12 protein-coding genes and 1 pseudogene are annotated in these 14,548 nt (G+C 36.8%); 11 read left to right on the top strand and 2 right to left on the bottom strand.

Annotated features, from left to right (window positions below; translation table 11 throughout):
• Positions 1-81: 81 nt before the first annotated feature.
• From MSG36_RS16185 to MSG36_RS16135, 11 genes are all read left to right on the top strand, one after another.
• Positions 82-1,122, top strand: a complete 1,041-nt coding sequence (locus MSG36_RS16185) for an NAD-dependent epimerase/dehydratase family protein (protein ID WP_017063110.1) — start codon at positions 82-84, stop codon at positions 1,120-1,122.
• A 438-nt stretch (positions 1,123-1,560) separates the two neighbouring features.
• A complete protein-coding gene (locus tag MSG36_RS16180; RefSeq protein WP_248368805.1) occupies positions 1,561-2,844 on the top strand; it encodes an O-antigen polymerase in 1,284 nt (427 codons plus the stop codon).
• On the top strand, positions 2,819-4,024 hold the full coding sequence (locus MSG36_RS16175) for a hypothetical protein (RefSeq protein ID WP_248368803.1): 1,206 nt from the start codon (positions 2,819-2,821) through the stop codon (positions 4,022-4,024). Before MSG36_RS16180 ends, MSG36_RS16175 begins: the two co-directional genes overlap by 26 nt.
• Positions 3,999-5,087 carry a glycosyltransferase family 4 protein gene (locus MSG36_RS16170; protein ID WP_017063113.1) on the top strand — a complete coding sequence of 363 codons (1,089 nt, stop codon included), beginning with the start codon at positions 3,999-4,001 and terminating at the stop codon, positions 5,085-5,087. The genes MSG36_RS16175 and MSG36_RS16170 overlap by 26 nt, the downstream gene beginning before the upstream one ends.
• Positions 5,080-6,243 carry a glycosyltransferase family 4 protein gene (locus tag MSG36_RS16165; RefSeq protein ID WP_248368801.1) on the top strand — a complete coding sequence of 388 codons (1,164 nt, stop codon included), beginning with the start codon at positions 5,080-5,082 and terminating at the stop codon, positions 6,241-6,243. Before MSG36_RS16170 ends, MSG36_RS16165 begins: the two co-directional genes overlap by 8 nt.
• Positions 6,244-6,250: 7 nt before the next feature.
• Complete coding sequence (gene rfbB / locus MSG36_RS16160; RefSeq protein ID WP_248368800.1) at positions 6,251-7,348, top strand: dTDP-glucose 4,6-dehydratase; 1,098 nt, start codon at positions 6,251-6,253, stop codon at positions 7,346-7,348.
• Positions 7,348-8,235 (top strand): glucose-1-phosphate thymidylyltransferase RfbA, encoded by an 888-nt coding sequence (gene rfbA / locus MSG36_RS16155; RefSeq protein ID WP_248368798.1) that lies wholly within the window; start codon positions 7,348-7,350, stop codon positions 8,233-8,235. The genes rfbB and rfbA overlap by 1 nt, the downstream gene beginning before the upstream one ends.
• Entirely contained in the window at positions 8,235-9,116 is an 882-nt protein-coding gene (rfbD, locus tag MSG36_RS16150; protein WP_248368892.1) for a dTDP-4-dehydrorhamnose reductase, read from the top strand. The genes rfbA and rfbD overlap by 1 nt, the downstream gene beginning before the upstream one ends.
• A gap of 4 nt (positions 9,117-9,120) precedes the next feature.
• Positions 9,121-9,678, top strand: a complete 558-nt coding sequence (rfbC, locus tag MSG36_RS16145; RefSeq protein WP_248368794.1) for a dTDP-4-dehydrorhamnose 3,5-epimerase — start codon at positions 9,121-9,123, stop codon at positions 9,676-9,678.
• Entirely contained in the window at positions 9,675-10,736 is a 1,062-nt protein-coding gene (locus tag MSG36_RS16140) for a DUF1972 domain-containing protein (protein ID WP_248368791.1), read from the top strand. The genes rfbC and MSG36_RS16140 overlap by 4 nt, the downstream gene beginning before the upstream one ends.
• A gap of 308 nt (positions 10,737-11,044) precedes the next feature.
• Complete coding sequence (locus MSG36_RS16135) at positions 11,045-12,211, top strand: O-antigen ligase family protein (RefSeq protein WP_248368789.1); 1,167 nt, start codon at positions 11,045-11,047, stop codon at positions 12,209-12,211.
• A gap of 389 nt (positions 12,212-12,600) precedes the next feature.
• Here MSG36_RS16135 and wecA read toward each other — a convergent pair whose 3' ends face one another.
• Both wecA and MSG36_RS16125 read right to left on the bottom strand, forming a co-directional pair.
• The gene (gene wecA, locus MSG36_RS16130) at positions 12,601-13,662 is read right to left on the bottom strand and encodes a UDP-N-acetylglucosamine--undecaprenyl-phosphate N-acetylglucosaminephosphotransferase (protein WP_248368788.1); all 1,062 of its coding nucleotides are present in this window, start codon (positions 13,660-13,662) and stop codon (positions 12,601-12,603) included.
• Between the two features lie 227 nt (positions 13,663-13,889).
• Positions 13,890-14,489, bottom strand: a pseudogene (locus MSG36_RS16125) (MATE family efflux transporter); the annotation flags it as partial.
• Positions 14,490-14,548 lie beyond the last annotated feature (59 nt).

Below are 14,548 nucleotides of genomic sequence, written 5' to 3'. Positions count from 1 at the left end.
ACGTGCTGCGAAAATTAGCACGTTATCTCAAAATAGTACTTTTATTTCCCCTTAATCATTAAGCTTAAACAAGTGGCCGATATGACTCAATATGATCAAATAAAAAAGCAATTAACGGAATCTCCCCAAAAGTGGTTAATTACAGGAGTAGCAGGTTTTATCGGTTCCAACCTACTCGAGACGCTATTGAAATTAAATCAAAAAGTGGTTGGACTAGATAACTTTGCTACAGGGCATCAGCACAATTTGGATGAAGTGCGTTCGCTTGTAACTGAGGAGCAATGGAAGCGTTTTTCTTTTATTGAAGGTGATATTCGAAATTACGCCGATTGTGAGAAAGCTATTGGTCTAGGTGAAGTTGCGGTCGACTATGTGCTCCATCAAGCAGCTCTGGGCAGTGTGCCAAGGTCAATTGCAGATCCTGTCACAACCAATGCTGCAAACATTACTGGTTTCGTAAATATGTTGACGGCAGCAAAAGAAGCTCAAGTGAGTAGTTTTACTTACGCTGCGAGCAGCTCAACCTATGGTGACCATCCAGCGTTACCAAAAGTAGAAGAAAATATTGGCAGTCCACTATCGCCTTACGCTGTTACTAAATATGTAAATGAGCTTTATGCTGGAGTCTATGCACGTACTTACGGCTTTAAAACTATTGGCCTACGTTATTTCAATGTGTTTGGGCCTAGACAGGATCCCAATGGTGCTTATGCGGCTGTTATACCAAAGTGGACAGCATCAATGATTAAGAAAGAAGAAGTGTTTATTAATGGTGATGGTGAAACGAGTAGAGATTTTTGCTTTATTGATAATACAATACAGATGAACATTCTAGCTGCTTTAGCTCCTGATGAAGCTAAAGATGAAGTATACAATGTTGCTCTTGGCGATAGGACTAGTTTAAATGAGCTTTATAGCTCGATACAGAATTCACTAAATGAATTGAACTTCAATTTGTCTACATTACCATCCTATAGAGACTTCCGTGTGGGTGATGTTAGACACTCCCAAGCTAGTATACAAAAAGCTAAATTGAAATTAGGTTATGAGCCAACCCATAGAATAGACAAAGCCATTAAGCATGCCGTATCCTGGTATGTGAAGAAATATGATTCTAAATAGTGCGATGGATATTTTCTTTGAAGTATAAGCTACCAGTATAAAGAATAAGTGAATATTTTTCATAGAAAAGCTAATTGAAATTTTCACTTGAAGAGTTGTCGATATTTTCTAGAGTAGCAGGTAATATTTTAACCCATAATAAGGTTAGGTTATTTATTAATGGATATTATCTTGCTAGCAAGACTCTGTGTAACTCTTCACTTTCTCGAATAGAGTTTTTTAGCTGGAGTAGTTTGATATTGGAGTTAATCAGAGTTATGAACCTCTATAATTTATATTATTTTAAGATAGCTTGTCGGAATTCTGATTAAGTGACTTATGTGATCTTTGATAGAGATATGTTCATTTCTACATTGAGATTAAATGTTATAAAAGCTTAGTGACCATATAGTTTTTAAATGATGTTACTCTGATTATTTAGGTTGAAATGATTATTTTATGTTTATAATGTTTTTGTTCTTAATGATTTTTGCGGTCATTGCTTTAAAAGCTAGGTTAAATAATGGGGGGCTTAGTCTTTATCTTGTTTTTAATATGACTTGGCTGTTTGCAATTTTTCTAGCTCAACTCGATCTATCTTCCTTTGGAGAGCTTAGTGTTGAGGTTCGGCTATATTTGCTATGTTATTTGTTAGCTTTTAATTTATCGTATGTTATTTTTTACTTATCTTTTGAAGGTGACTCCAGTCTAGATTATCATGAGAACTATGATTTTGAAAACTTAAAAAATATAGCAGCACTAACAAAGTTATCCTGGCTAATATGGTTTTCTCTTTTTTTAGTTTTTATAGTAACTATTGAAAAAGAAATTGGTCTTTTAAACTTTCTGTTTAGTGGTCAAGCAAGAGCAAATATTAATAAAATTAATAACGATACGGGAGTTCTGATTTATTATTATATATTTGGTTCTTTAAGTTGTTGCCTTGCTGTCTATAAGTCATGTTTTACCAAATTGTATAAGGTCGAATATATTGGAATTGCTTTGGTATTACTTAGCCTGCTTTTTACTGGGGCTAAAATTAACTTCATCACATGTATAATAATGATGTTCGGTGTGAAGTATCGACGGACAAACACTAATGATATAAGATTGATTTATTTTAGTATTATCGCAGTTGTATTATTTTACTTGTTCATTATCTTATTTTCTGTTTTTACCGGGAAAGCTATAGACAATGATGTGGGAAGTTTGAATAGTTTGAATGATCTATCTAGTTTGACTACAAATGTTCTTCTTTACCCCTACGACTATGCAATAGGCGCACTTTATGCTTTAGACGGAAAATTATTTACATACAACAATGTAATATTTGAACCTTATCTACCAACAATACTGAATAAGTTTTATTTAATTGTTAATAAGGTCTTAGGCTTTGAGTATATTTCAGTTAATTCCTCTGTGCTAGATTTTATCGAGGTAGGAGGGGTTGTTACAAATGTCTATACTATGCATCTTGCTATTATAAATGAGTTATCTCTATGGGGTGCTTTTCTATCATCTATTGTTTTAGGTTTTGTATTGTCAGCTGTAGACTATTTTTCTAAAATAAAGAGAAACTTCACAATAACCTTTTTGTATGCATCATTTTTACCTGTTTGTGTTTTGTCATTAGTTGCTTATAAGTTTAATGACACTATCCTTTACTTATCTTTTTTGCTGTTAGTATGCGCATTATTTAAGAGGGTTGCTTTGCTCTATGTTAAACAAATCAATATGGAATAGCGTAGGAAGATTCTCTTTTCGAGCTGCTAACTCAGGCCTATACATAGGCTTGATGTTTATCTCTAGTATTGTGATGGATGAATATAATTACTCAAAGGTTGTTATTTTAATTCCTATTTGTGTAATATTTTTGACTCTAGTCGATATATTCCCACTAAAGTACATGTTATCGAAGCTATCTTCTAAAAGTGATAGCTTTACTGGGGGGGTAACCAAAATTTTATACTATAAAATTTTGGTGGCCATTCCTTTTTCTACGCTCATTTCAGCTATATTATATTTTTTCTTTGATATGGAAATAAATATAATATTATCGATGCAATTTATTTGTTTGCTTTCTTCGATTAATGTTTCATATAGTTCATTTTACTTTGTTAATAAAGAGTATAGTTATATACTTTCTTTCCCTGTGTTTTTGTTTTCTATTTTTCCTATACTAATATTTTTCCCTTATTATAGTTGGGTTCTATATTTAGTTCTTGCATATAGGCTTATTGAATGCGTTGTTTATTATTCAAGTTGGCGAGTTAATGTCTCCCGTAAAGACAATGCTTCACATGGTTTTTCGTGTGATCTAAATATACTCGACGGTAAATATTTCTACATGCAAAATTGTCTATCAATATTGGGAGGAAGAGTTTACGCACTATTGATGCCAATACTACTCTTAGATAAAGATATAGTGATAATAGGTAACTATATGTTGATGGTTTCTATTTTTATTTTTGTCACAACGTATATTTCAAGCAGTTACTATGTTGATAAAATAGCTAAATCATCAATCAATAATGCAGTATCATTCTTTCATGTGATGAAGGAATATTTGTTTTATAGTTCTCGATTTGTTTATTTATCTGTTGTATTTGTTTGTATGCTTGCTTATTATTTGTATGATATGAAGCCAATATTCTTTATGTTCTTTTTTATATCAGCTACACTTTCAATGTTCACTTCAATTCAGTCTTTTTTGCTATTTAAGTTTAACCTTGTTTCCCATGTTTTTAAAATTAGCCTTATATCATTATGTGTTAATTTCATTTTAATAATAACATTGGCCGGGATTTTTAATGAATACTCGATCTTAATTGCAAGTGTTATTATGGAAATTGTTTCTATCATGTATTGTTTCTATCATATTCGAGAGAAAATTAACAATGAAAAAGATATTTTATCTAACTAAGCATCAAAGTTTAGGTGCTAGCAGTAGATATCGCAGTCTACAATATTTTCCTTTTCTTATTGGGAAAGGATATAAGGTTGTTCACGCCCCCCTTTTTTGTGATGATTATTTGATTCTTAAATATTCAGGTAATAAGTTGTATTACTTTCTTGCAATATGGGCAATATTAAAAAGACTGGCGGTTTCTTTATATTTGTTATTGGACAATAAATCTATTTTAATAATTGAAAAAGAGGTGGTTCCGTACTTTCCTCCGATCTTTGAATGGATGTTCAAAGTGACTGGGCGTAATTATATTTTAGATTATGACGATGCTGTTTGGCATAATTATGATAAGTTTAAAGAAAGTTACTTCTTTTCTTTTCTGTATAACAAGCATCGTCGAATTATCCAATGGGCAAGCGGAGTTAATGCTGGAAGTGAATATATACTAAGATTTGCTAAGTCAGTGGGAGCTCGAAGAGTGGTAAAAATACCAACTGTGATTGACTACCAAAGGTATAATAAGGAAAAATGTAAACGCTCCAGAAGTGACAATAAAATTGTTATTGGTTGGATTGGTTCCCCAACTTCATCCCAATATCTGCTAAGTGTGGAGAGCGCGATTAGTCGCTTGCAGGAGAACTTAGACGTCGAAGTTCACTTGATTGGTGCAGATAAAGAGTTTTGTGAAAATTTGCGTTTTAGAAATAAAGTAATTCAATGGTCGGAAGAGCATGAAATATTGGAACTAAGTTATATTGATATAGGTATTATGCCTTTGAATGATTCTCGATTTGAAAAAGGTAAGTGTGCTTTTAAATTGATTCAATATATGGCAATGTCTAAACCCGTGGTTTGCAGTCCTGTGGGCGAGAATAGTGTTTTAGTTAAGAATGGTGAGTCGGGGTTATACGCTCACGATGATGATGAATGGTATGAAATGCTTTTTAAACTTATCAATGATGAAAAACTCAGATTGAAAATAGGACTTGAAGGTAATCGTGTGGTAAGAGAAGGGTATACCCTTGAGTCACAATGCGATAAATACTTAGATTTTATTGAAGGTGATTTTAATGGCTAAATGTCTATTAATCTGCAACTCTGATGGCGCTTTATACAAATTTCGTTATCCAATTATCAAGGCCTTAATTGAGCAAGGACATGAAGTGCATAGTATTTCTACTGCATCTAGTCCGGAAGGAAGCTTTATTGGTGACTTGAAACGTATGGGTGTTGTAACGCATACTGCAGACTTTTCTGGAAGGTCTATTGGGTTAGTATCGATTATAAAGTTGTTTGTTTTTATATTAAATAAAATATTAGAAGTTAAACCAGATATTATTCATTGTTTTACACATAAAGCTAATGTTGTTGGTGGGCTTGCTAGTTTACTCTCTAATAATAAAAATAGATTATACCTATCAGTAACGGGGATGGGACTCCTCTATTCCTATGATAAAGTTAGTTATTGGTTTGGCCGATTATTAGTTAATTGGATTTATCGTATTTTGGGTAAGAGATCTAATAATATATTCTTTCAGAACCATGATGATGCAAACTACTTTCTATCTAAGGGACTACTGAAGTCAGATAAGGTTTTAGTAACTAATGGTTCAGGATTTGATCCAAGCATGATTCCAAGCAATAAGGTTAAACCTATAAATAAGGTGGAATTTTTAAAGCAGCATGGATTTTTGGGACATGAGTTACTCGTTTTATATCCTAGCAGAGCATTGTTTGAAAAAGGTATCAACGAGTATATAGAGGCCATTGAGCGCATCAATCTGGTAAGAGATGATTTCGTTTTTCTACATATAGGTTCTCCATCATTAGATGAAGCGTCAGGTATGACAAAAACAAAAATTTCCAACACGAAATTAAGAAATGCGATTTTTTTTGAACACAAACCTAATATCTTTCAATATATCCAATTGAGTGATGTAGTAGTACTCCCTTCTTATAGAGAAGGGACTCCCCGCGCGATAATCGAGGCTCTATATTACGACAAATATATCGTGACTACAGATGCTCCTGGTTGTAATGAAACTGTTGTTGACCGTTGGAATGGCGATCTTATTAAGCCTAAATCGTCTATTTCATTAGCCTCAGCTATTATTAATATAAACAGCGCTCTGATTGATAGAAATAAAGGGCGTTCGAAGCTTATTTTTGATAGAAAGTATCATTCTAAACATATTGTAAAGCAAACATTGGGTTGCTATTTTGACTGTGAGTAATTGATTAATGAAAATATTAGTAACAGGCGGTGCTGGATTTATAGGAAGTGCTGTTATTAGACATATAATAGAGAACACTCATGATGAAGTTGTTAATGTTGATTGCCTAACCTACGCTGGTAACTTAGAGTCTCTTGTTGAAGTCGATTCGAACGAACGTTATGGATTCGAGAAAGTGGACATCTGTAATCGTTCAGAGCTTGCCCGTGTTTTTGAGCAATATAAACCTGATGCGGTAATGCACCTTGCAGCTGAATCGCATGTTGATCGCTCTATCACTGGCCCTGCTGCGTTTATTGAAACGAATGTCGTTGGCACATACACCTTGTTAGAAGCTACTCGAGAGTACTGGAATACGCTGTCAGACAAAGCAAAAACAGAGTTCCGTTTTCATCATATCTCGACGGATGAAGTATATGGTGACCTTCCACATCCTGATGAGGTTCCAGAAGGTACAGACCTGCCGATGTTCTTAGAGACGACACCTTATGAACCATCTAGCCCCTACTCTGCTTCAAAAGCATCAAGTGATCATTTAGTTCGTGCATGGTTACGTACTTACGGCCTGCCAACTATCGTTACTAACTGCTCAAATAACTACGGCCCATATCACTTTCCTGAAAAACTGATCCCACTTGTCATCTTAAATGCTCTGGAAGGAAAAGATCTTCCTATCTACGGAAAAGGCGATCAAATTCGTGATTGGCTGTTTGTGGAAGACCATGCTCGTGCACTATACAAAGTAGTGACTGAAGGTAAAGTAGGCGAGACTTACAACATCGGTGGTCACAACGAGAAGAAAAACCTTGAGGTCGTGAATACGATTTGCAACATCCTAGATACGCTAGTACCGAAAGAGTCAGCGTATGCAGAGCAGATCACGTACGTTCAAGATCGTCCTGGTCATGACCGCCGTTACGCCATTGACTCATCTAAAATGCAACGTGAACTAGATTGGATGCCAGAAGAGACGTTTGAAACAGGTCTTCGTAAAACAGTGCAATGGTACCTAGACAACTCAACATGGTGTCAAAACGTGCAAGATGGTAGCTACCAACGTGAGCGTTTGGGTGTAGAAACCGTTGAATCAAAGGAAGGTAACTAATGAAAGGTATTGTATTAGCGGGTGGTTCCGGCACACGTTTATACCCATTGACTCGCGGCGTATCAAAGCAGCTATTGCCTATCTACGATAAGCCGATGGTATTTTACCCAGTTTCGACTTTAATGCTCGCTGGTATTAAAGATATTTTAATAATCACGACACCAGAAGATAATGCCGGTTTTAAGCGCCTGTTGGGTGATGGCTCTGATTTTGGTATCAACCTTGAGTACGCTATTCAACCAAGCCCAGATGGCTTAGCACAAGCGTTTATTATTGGTGAAGAGTTCATTGGTGATGACAGCGTTTGTTTAGTACTTGGCGATAACATCTTCTATGGTCAATCTTTTTCTAAAATGCTACAAAGTGCCGCTTCAAGAGAATCGGGTGCAACCGTGTTTGGTTACCAAGTGAAAGATCCTGAGCGTTTCGGTGTGGTCGAATTTGATGAAGAGATGAAGGCTGTTTCAATTGAAGAAAAGCCGGAAACACCAAAGTCCAACTATGCCGTAACAGGTTTGTATTTCTACGATAATCGTGTGGTGGAAATGGCCAAGCAGGTTAAGCCATCACACCGTGGCGAGTTAGAAATTACGACACTCAATGAAATGTATTTAAATGACGGATCATTAAACGTAGAACTACTTGGTCGTGGCTTTGCGTGGTTAGATACAGGCACGCATGAAAGCCTTCATGAAGCCTCGTCTTTCGTGCAGACGATAGAGAATGTTCAAGGTTTAAAAGTCGCGTGTCTAGAAGAAATCTCATGGCGTAACGGTTGGCTGAGTGATGAGCAAGTATTGATGCTGGCTAAGCCGATGATGAAAAATGAATATGGCCAATATTTAACGCGACTAGTGAGCGAAACTCAGAACAAGGCGGTAAAATGATGCGAGTACTCATTACTGGTTGCTTTGGTCAAGTGGGCTCTTGCTTAACTCAGCAGTTGGCCAATAACGAAAATATCACAGTATGCGGTTTAGATAGAGAGCATCTTGATATTACTGATCAAGAAGCGGTCTATTCTGCTGTTACCGAATTTCAACCAACCATTATTATCAATGCGGCTGCACATACAGCGGTTGACAAGGCTGAAGAGGAAGTCGACCTTTCTTACGCGATAAACCGTGATGGTCCAAAATACCTCGCACAAGCAGCGCAGAGCATTGGTGCTGCGATACTGCATATCTCGACCGATTATGTGTTTGAAGGCAATAAAGTGGGCGAGTATGTGGAAACGGATGCTACAAATCCTCAAGGCGTTTACGGTAAAAGTAAGCTCGCTGGTGAAATTGCCGTGGCACAAGCGTGTAATAAACATATTATCCTTCGTACTGCATGGGTATTTGGTGAGAACGGTAATAATTTCGTGAAAACTATGCTTCGCTTAGGAGCAAGTCGAGACGCATTAAGTATTGTGGGTGATCAGTTTGGTGGACCTACTTATGCGGGCGATATAGCGGGTACATTGATTCAAATCGCGAAGTGCATTACTCAGGGGGACACTGTGGATTACGGTGTTTACCATTACTCGGGTTTGCCACATGTGAGTTGGTTTGACTTTGCCGATGCCATTTTTGATGTTGCGGTTGAGCAAGGGGTGCTTGTGAAAAAGCCGAACTTAACGAGTATTGCCACCGACCAATACCCGACACCAGCAAAGCGTCCAAGTAACTCTCGCTTAAGTACCGAGAAAATCACTTTAGGTTTCTCTGTTGAAGCGAGTGATTGGAAGACTGCGTTAAACAATATTCAAGCGTATACGGAATAACAAAATGAAAGTAATCGATACTCGTATTCCTGATGTAAAAATCATAGAACCAAGTGTGTTTGGTGATGAGCGTGGTTTCTTTATGGAAACCTGGAATCAAAAGAAATTTGAAGAACTAGTAACGGGAAAGCCGACGCACTTTGTACAAGATAACCATTCCAAATCTAAACAAGGGATTTTGCGTGGTTTGCATTACCAGACCGAAAACACACAAGGTAAGCTTGTTCGTGTAGTGTCAGGTGAGGTATTTGATGTAGCAGTCGATATTCGAAAGGGTTCTCCAACGTTTGGTCAATGGGTTGGTGAGTATTTATCTGCAGAGAACAAGCGCCAACTTTGGGTTCCGGAAGGTTTTGCACATGGCTTTTACGTGACGAGTGACGAGGCTGAGTTTGTCTATAAATGTACCGACTTTTATAACCCTAGCGCTGAGCAATCATTAGCATGGGACGATCAACGAGTTAATATATCGTGGCCTTTAATACCGTCTAATAGCACGCCACTACTTTCTAATAAGGACATGAATGGACTCTCATTGAGTGAGGTTACCAAACTAAAATGAAGCGAGTAATAGTTGTTGGCACTGTTGGAATCCCTGCATGTTATGGCGGCTTTGAGTCGCTTGTTGAGAACTTGACTTTAAATAAAGACAGTGGAACTCAGTATATTGTTTTTTGTTCGTCAAAAAGCTATCAGACACGTATGCAAGAGTATAACCAGGCCCAATTGCATTATTTACCATTAAGGGCTAACGGTGCTCAAAGCATCTTCTATGATATATTATCGCTGATAAAATCTTGGAAAATAGAACCCGATGTAGTTCTTATTTTGGGCGTTTCTGGTTGCATTTTCCTTCCAATTTTTAAGTTATTCTCCAAAGCGAAAATAGTGACAAATATTGATGGCTTAGAGTGGAAGCGAGAGAAATGGGGAGGGCTCGCGAAACGTTTCTTGAAGTTCTCTGAATCAATGGCTGTCAGGTATTCTGATGTTGTTGTTACTGATAACCAGGCTATTACGGATTACGTCTATAAAGAATATGGATTAAATTCGGAAACAATAGCTTACGGTGGTGATCACGCAAAACCAGAAACCCCAACTCAGTCTATTAATTCTCAAAGTTATGCTTTAGGGTTGTGTCGTATAGAGCCAGAAAATAACGTTGAGATGATCCTTGAGGCCTATTCAAAAACTTCATTTCCAATAAAATTTGTGGGTAATTGGGATGCAAGCGAATACGGACGTAAAATTAGGCTTGAGTACGCCAAATTTCCCAATATTGAACTACTGGATCCTATTTATGATATTGATGAACTATACAAGCTTCGTCAAGGTTGTTCTTTGTATCTTCATGGTCACTCAGCCGGTGGCACTAATCCTTCGTTAGTTGAGATGATGCATTTTGGTGTTCCTGTTTTCGCATTTGACTGTAGCTTTAATCGTTACAGCACGGAAGATAGTGCATTGTATTTCAGTAGTAGTGATAGTCTACTTAACCTTATTTTGAACACTAACGGATTGGGTGGCTTAGAGGGGAATGGTAAAGCAATGAAGGACATAGCGCTTAAGCGTTATACTTGGGATAAAGTCTCACGGCAATATGAAAGTACTTTCATTTAGTCGGCCGAGGGCTTAGAAGTAATATATAGCCAAATAAAGCCTTTCGTCTTATGTATCACTTACGATAAGTTTGATGAGAGGTTTGTATTAAATAGCCAGAAGAGTTGCCTGTTTTCTCTTCGATACGTCACTCATACTAGCCATTTTGAGATGAAAATAATGATTACAACAATTTTTAGAAGTGACCAGGAAGTGAAAGTAAATTATCCGTACCCTGTGTGTATTTTTTTTGGTTAACAATAACGATTGGTTGTTGGTATCGAATATCAAATTGGTACAGTCCTAGGTTTTTCTTTCAAGGTTTAGTTATGCTTAAGAAGCAGGTTTTAAATATATTCATTTATCTACCCTTTATTTGGATTTTTAGTGGCTTATTTATATTTGAGAATGGTGATAAAGTTCTTTCAGTAATTATACTTGTCGCTATAGTTGCTTCTTTTTTTGTTTATCGAACTACTATAATTCGATCTAACTTGAGTAATAATTGGTGGTTATATTTAATTGTACTATATTTGTTGTTTATTGGTGTAAGTTATATATATAAGGGAGACTTTAGTGGGCGAGAGTCTCGTGCTGCGATTGGGGCTTTTTTTATCATGCTTTTTTTGCCTTATGATAAATTAAAGGTTCTACACTTGCAGGTTTTAGTGATTTTAGGTTCTGTTTGTATACTGGGTGTTTCAGTTTACTATCAAGTTTACTTGGGTAAATCTCGAATGTCACTGCCTGTTAACCCTATACCTTATGCGACACTCGGAGCCTCACTTGCTATAACAGCTTTTATATTAGCTATATATGAGCAGAGTAAAAATCAAGCACTACTCCTTTTTAGTGGATTTGCCCTTGCAACTTCAAGTGTTTTGTTGACTGAGAGTCGTGGTGTATGGCTTGCTCTGGCCTTTGCTGTAATGGTAGTTTCTACAAAGAATATAAAGAGAATAAAGCTCAGTAAAACTATTGTATTAATGGTTGTTGTTGTTGTTTCTGTTATAGCATTGTTTAGTAAGAATTTTGTATATGAACGATATCAAAGAACCATGTCAGAATTCTCTGCAATCGAACAAGGTAATCTCAGTACGTCTATTGGTGTTCGGCTACAATTATGGAAAACAGCTATAACGATAGCAGATGGTAGCCCTATCTTAGGTGTTAAAGATTATAAGTCTGAATTAAAAGAGTTATACGATAAAGGTGAGTTGACAAAAAATGTAATTACGGCTCCTCATCCACACAATGAAATATTAAACAAGCTTGTTCAGCACGGGGTAGGAGGAGTTTTGATATATCTGAGTTTTATGCTGTTCCCTGTGTTTTTTTTCAAAGATGTATCTTTGTTAGGTAAAGACTTACTGATTGGTATACCGATTATATATATTGTGTCAGGATTGACAGATATCCCAATGTATCATGGTCAAACTCTTATTCTATATTTGGTTGTAATTGGTTTACTTTACCGATGTAGATGTTTCAAATAGTTCAAGTTGGCCTATTTTTAAAATAATTTCTTCTAGGTTAATATTTAATTTCTATTCTTCTAGAAAGTAAATTGGTTAAAGTACGATTTTTATTTAATTGCTTGTTGGAGCAATGTAGACGAGACTTGTTTTATTTGTATTTTTCAGTTCTTTGTTCGATTTAGATGTTTATTGCGTTGGTATCTAAATCTTGTTGTTCGTTAAAAATTTAATTACTTGCTTAGTTATGAATCATCTTGGTTGAAGTGAATCTTTTTATAATATACTTTTGTCCAAGAGGGAGCTATATACATACTAATTTAGTATTAATATTAATATTAATATTAATATTAATATGTATATGGCATATGCCCAACTTGTTGTCTTAGGTGAGTGTCTAGGATTAATAGTTATTTGGGATATTTCTTTCTAAAATAGGCTAGAATCTTCCATATATTGCTTAGAAGCGCAAGATAGATTGTAAAGCAAATTACAAAAGCGTAGAGCATGATATATTCTGGTATACTGAGCATTTCAGCTGATATCCCCACGGTTGCATATAGGATTGCAGTGCTACAAATAATGATAAGTGTTTGTGTTGAGCTAAACCCCAAACGCTGAAATATGTGATGTAAATGTTCACGGTCAGGTTTAAAAGGAGAGTCCCCTCTTCGTATTCGGCGAATCATAATCGCAGCCATATCCATCAAAGGCACAGCAATTAACCACAGCGCAGTCACAGGACGTAACGGTGGCTTACTCCCATTTTGGCTTGAGAGTAGTAAAAGCCAGATTACTGTAAAGCCAATCAACATGCTTCCAGCATCCCCCATGAATACTTTCCTTTTTCGGCCAAATGCACCTAGGTTTAATAGGATATACGGAATAATCACAACGACCAATACTAAACAAATATAAGCTAAATTCGATTGCCCGTCATGGTTAAGCATGATACCGAGCCCACCAAAGGTTACTATAGATAACCCGCCTAGTAGGCCATCAATTCCGTCGACCATGTTGAATGCATTTATAGCCCCAACAACAGCTAATATTGTAACAAAGTAACCAAACCAACCTAATGTAATTACATCTCCACTACCAAAGACATCTCCTATCGTATTGAGTTCAATACCACCAACCACCATCATCATGATGGATAGCCCGGCTTGAACAGCAAACCTTAGTTTAAAGCTTATGTCGTATTTGTCATCCAAAACTCCAACGCTAACAAGTATGAAGATACACGCGGCGTATAGCTCGGTATACGGTAGAATAGTTGGATTATTGAATAAGAAATAAAGTATAGATATACAAATGGATAGCCCACCAACTAAGGGGACAGCACCATTGTGCAACTTACGAGCATTTGGCTTGTCAACTAACCCTATTTTTTTTGCAAATTTACGCATTGTAAAAGTTGTTGCAAGGGAAAAGAAAAACAGGAAAGAGAGGTCAATAAATGATATGAGCACGATTCAGCCTAATAATGTATTTGGAACTATTTTAGTGTATTTGGCTGTTAGATAAAAGAAGGGGTAATGATCTACGTGATCTTTCTCTATCGTAATTAAGCTCTAAAGGGAACTCCCCGTAACTGGTAAGTTTTCTAGTGAAGTGAATGTAAACCACATTTTTTACACTAGTCCTGTCGATCGAATCTTGTTTACTCTCATCCCGCATCTGATCTCGTTCTAACACGAAGCGCAGCACCTTGAATCTCCAATTCCGGGAAAGGGCCATAACCAAAGATGAGAAGCGGGTCGAGAATGCCGTTAATTAGGCCTGCCAGCATTATAATCTTGGCGGATGCTTTGGTATTGCCACTCGCTCGAATTGCACTGCTACTTGCCATAGACATAACAAGCAGCGGTATCGCTAAATACCAGACAGACATGTACTCCGATATTAGCGGCAGTAACTCAGGTTCTTCCTCCCCCACAAGGTAAACATAGACTCAAGCGTTACAAGCACTAGTGTTGATGCAAAACCAACAAGCATCACTGCAAGCAGTGGCAACTAAAGCGAGCGGCATTTTGTGCTCAGATCTAGCCGAGTAACCGCCCAATAAATGTGGAAAGCTCCACACCAATGCTCATGCTCATGGTGATGCTGTTGACGGTGAAGGTGACCGGGAAAGTAAAGCTGACACCCGTAAGCGCTTGCGTGCCGAGCAGTGAAATAAAGAAGGTATCGACCAAGTTAAATATCAAGATTGCGACCATACGAAGATAGTCGGGATGGTCATAGTGCGCAATGTAATTGCAACTGGGGTGGTTAATAGCCCGTGCTTATCTTGCATGTAAAATGCCAATTGAACTAGAATACACTGAATTGTGAGTATCCTGAAGATCGTTTTCA

This window comes from Vibrio sp. 1CM8B (assembly GCF_023161685.1).
Lineage (GTDB): Bacteria > Pseudomonadota > Gammaproteobacteria > Enterobacterales > Vibrionaceae > Vibrio > Vibrio coralliirubri.
This window is presented reverse-complemented; position numbering and strand designations above follow the sequence as displayed.

Excerpts from the sequence above, each read along its gene's own strand:
- MSG36_RS16185 (WP_017063110.1), top strand. The coding sequence starts at position 82 with ATGACTCAATATGATCAAATAAAAAAGCAATTAACGGAATCTCCCCAA.
- rfbB (WP_248368800.1), top strand. The coding sequence starts at position 6,251 with ATGAAAATATTAGTAACAGGCGGTGCTGGATTTATAGGAAGTGCTGTT.
- MSG36_RS16165 (WP_248368801.1), top strand. The coding sequence starts at position 5,080 with ATGGCTAAATGTCTATTAATCTGCAACTCTGATGGCGCTTTATACAAA.
- rfbA (WP_248368798.1), top strand. The coding sequence starts at position 7,348 with ATGAAAGGTATTGTATTAGCGGGTGGTTCCGGCACACGTTTATACCCA.
- MSG36_RS16170 (WP_017063113.1), top strand. The coding sequence starts at position 3,999 with ATGAAAAAGATATTTTATCTAACTAAGCATCAAAGTTTAGGTGCTAGC.
- MSG36_RS16175 (WP_248368803.1), top strand. The coding sequence starts at position 2,819 with ATGTTAAACAAATCAATATGGAATAGCGTAGGAAGATTCTCTTTTCGA.
- rfbD (WP_248368892.1), top strand. The coding sequence starts at position 8,235 with ATGCGAGTACTCATTACTGGTTGCTTTGGTCAAGTGGGCTCTTGCTTA.
- MSG36_RS16140 (WP_248368791.1), top strand. The coding sequence starts at position 9,675 with ATGAAGCGAGTAATAGTTGTTGGCACTGTTGGAATCCCTGCATGTTAT.
- MSG36_RS16135 (WP_248368789.1), top strand. The coding sequence starts at position 11,045 with ATGCTTAAGAAGCAGGTTTTAAATATATTCATTTATCTACCCTTTATT.
- rfbC (WP_248368794.1), top strand. The coding sequence starts at position 9,121 with ATGAAAGTAATCGATACTCGTATTCCTGATGTAAAAATCATAGAACCA.
- MSG36_RS16180 (WP_248368805.1), top strand. The coding sequence starts at position 1,561 with ATGTTTATAATGTTTTTGTTCTTAATGATTTTTGCGGTCATTGCTTTA.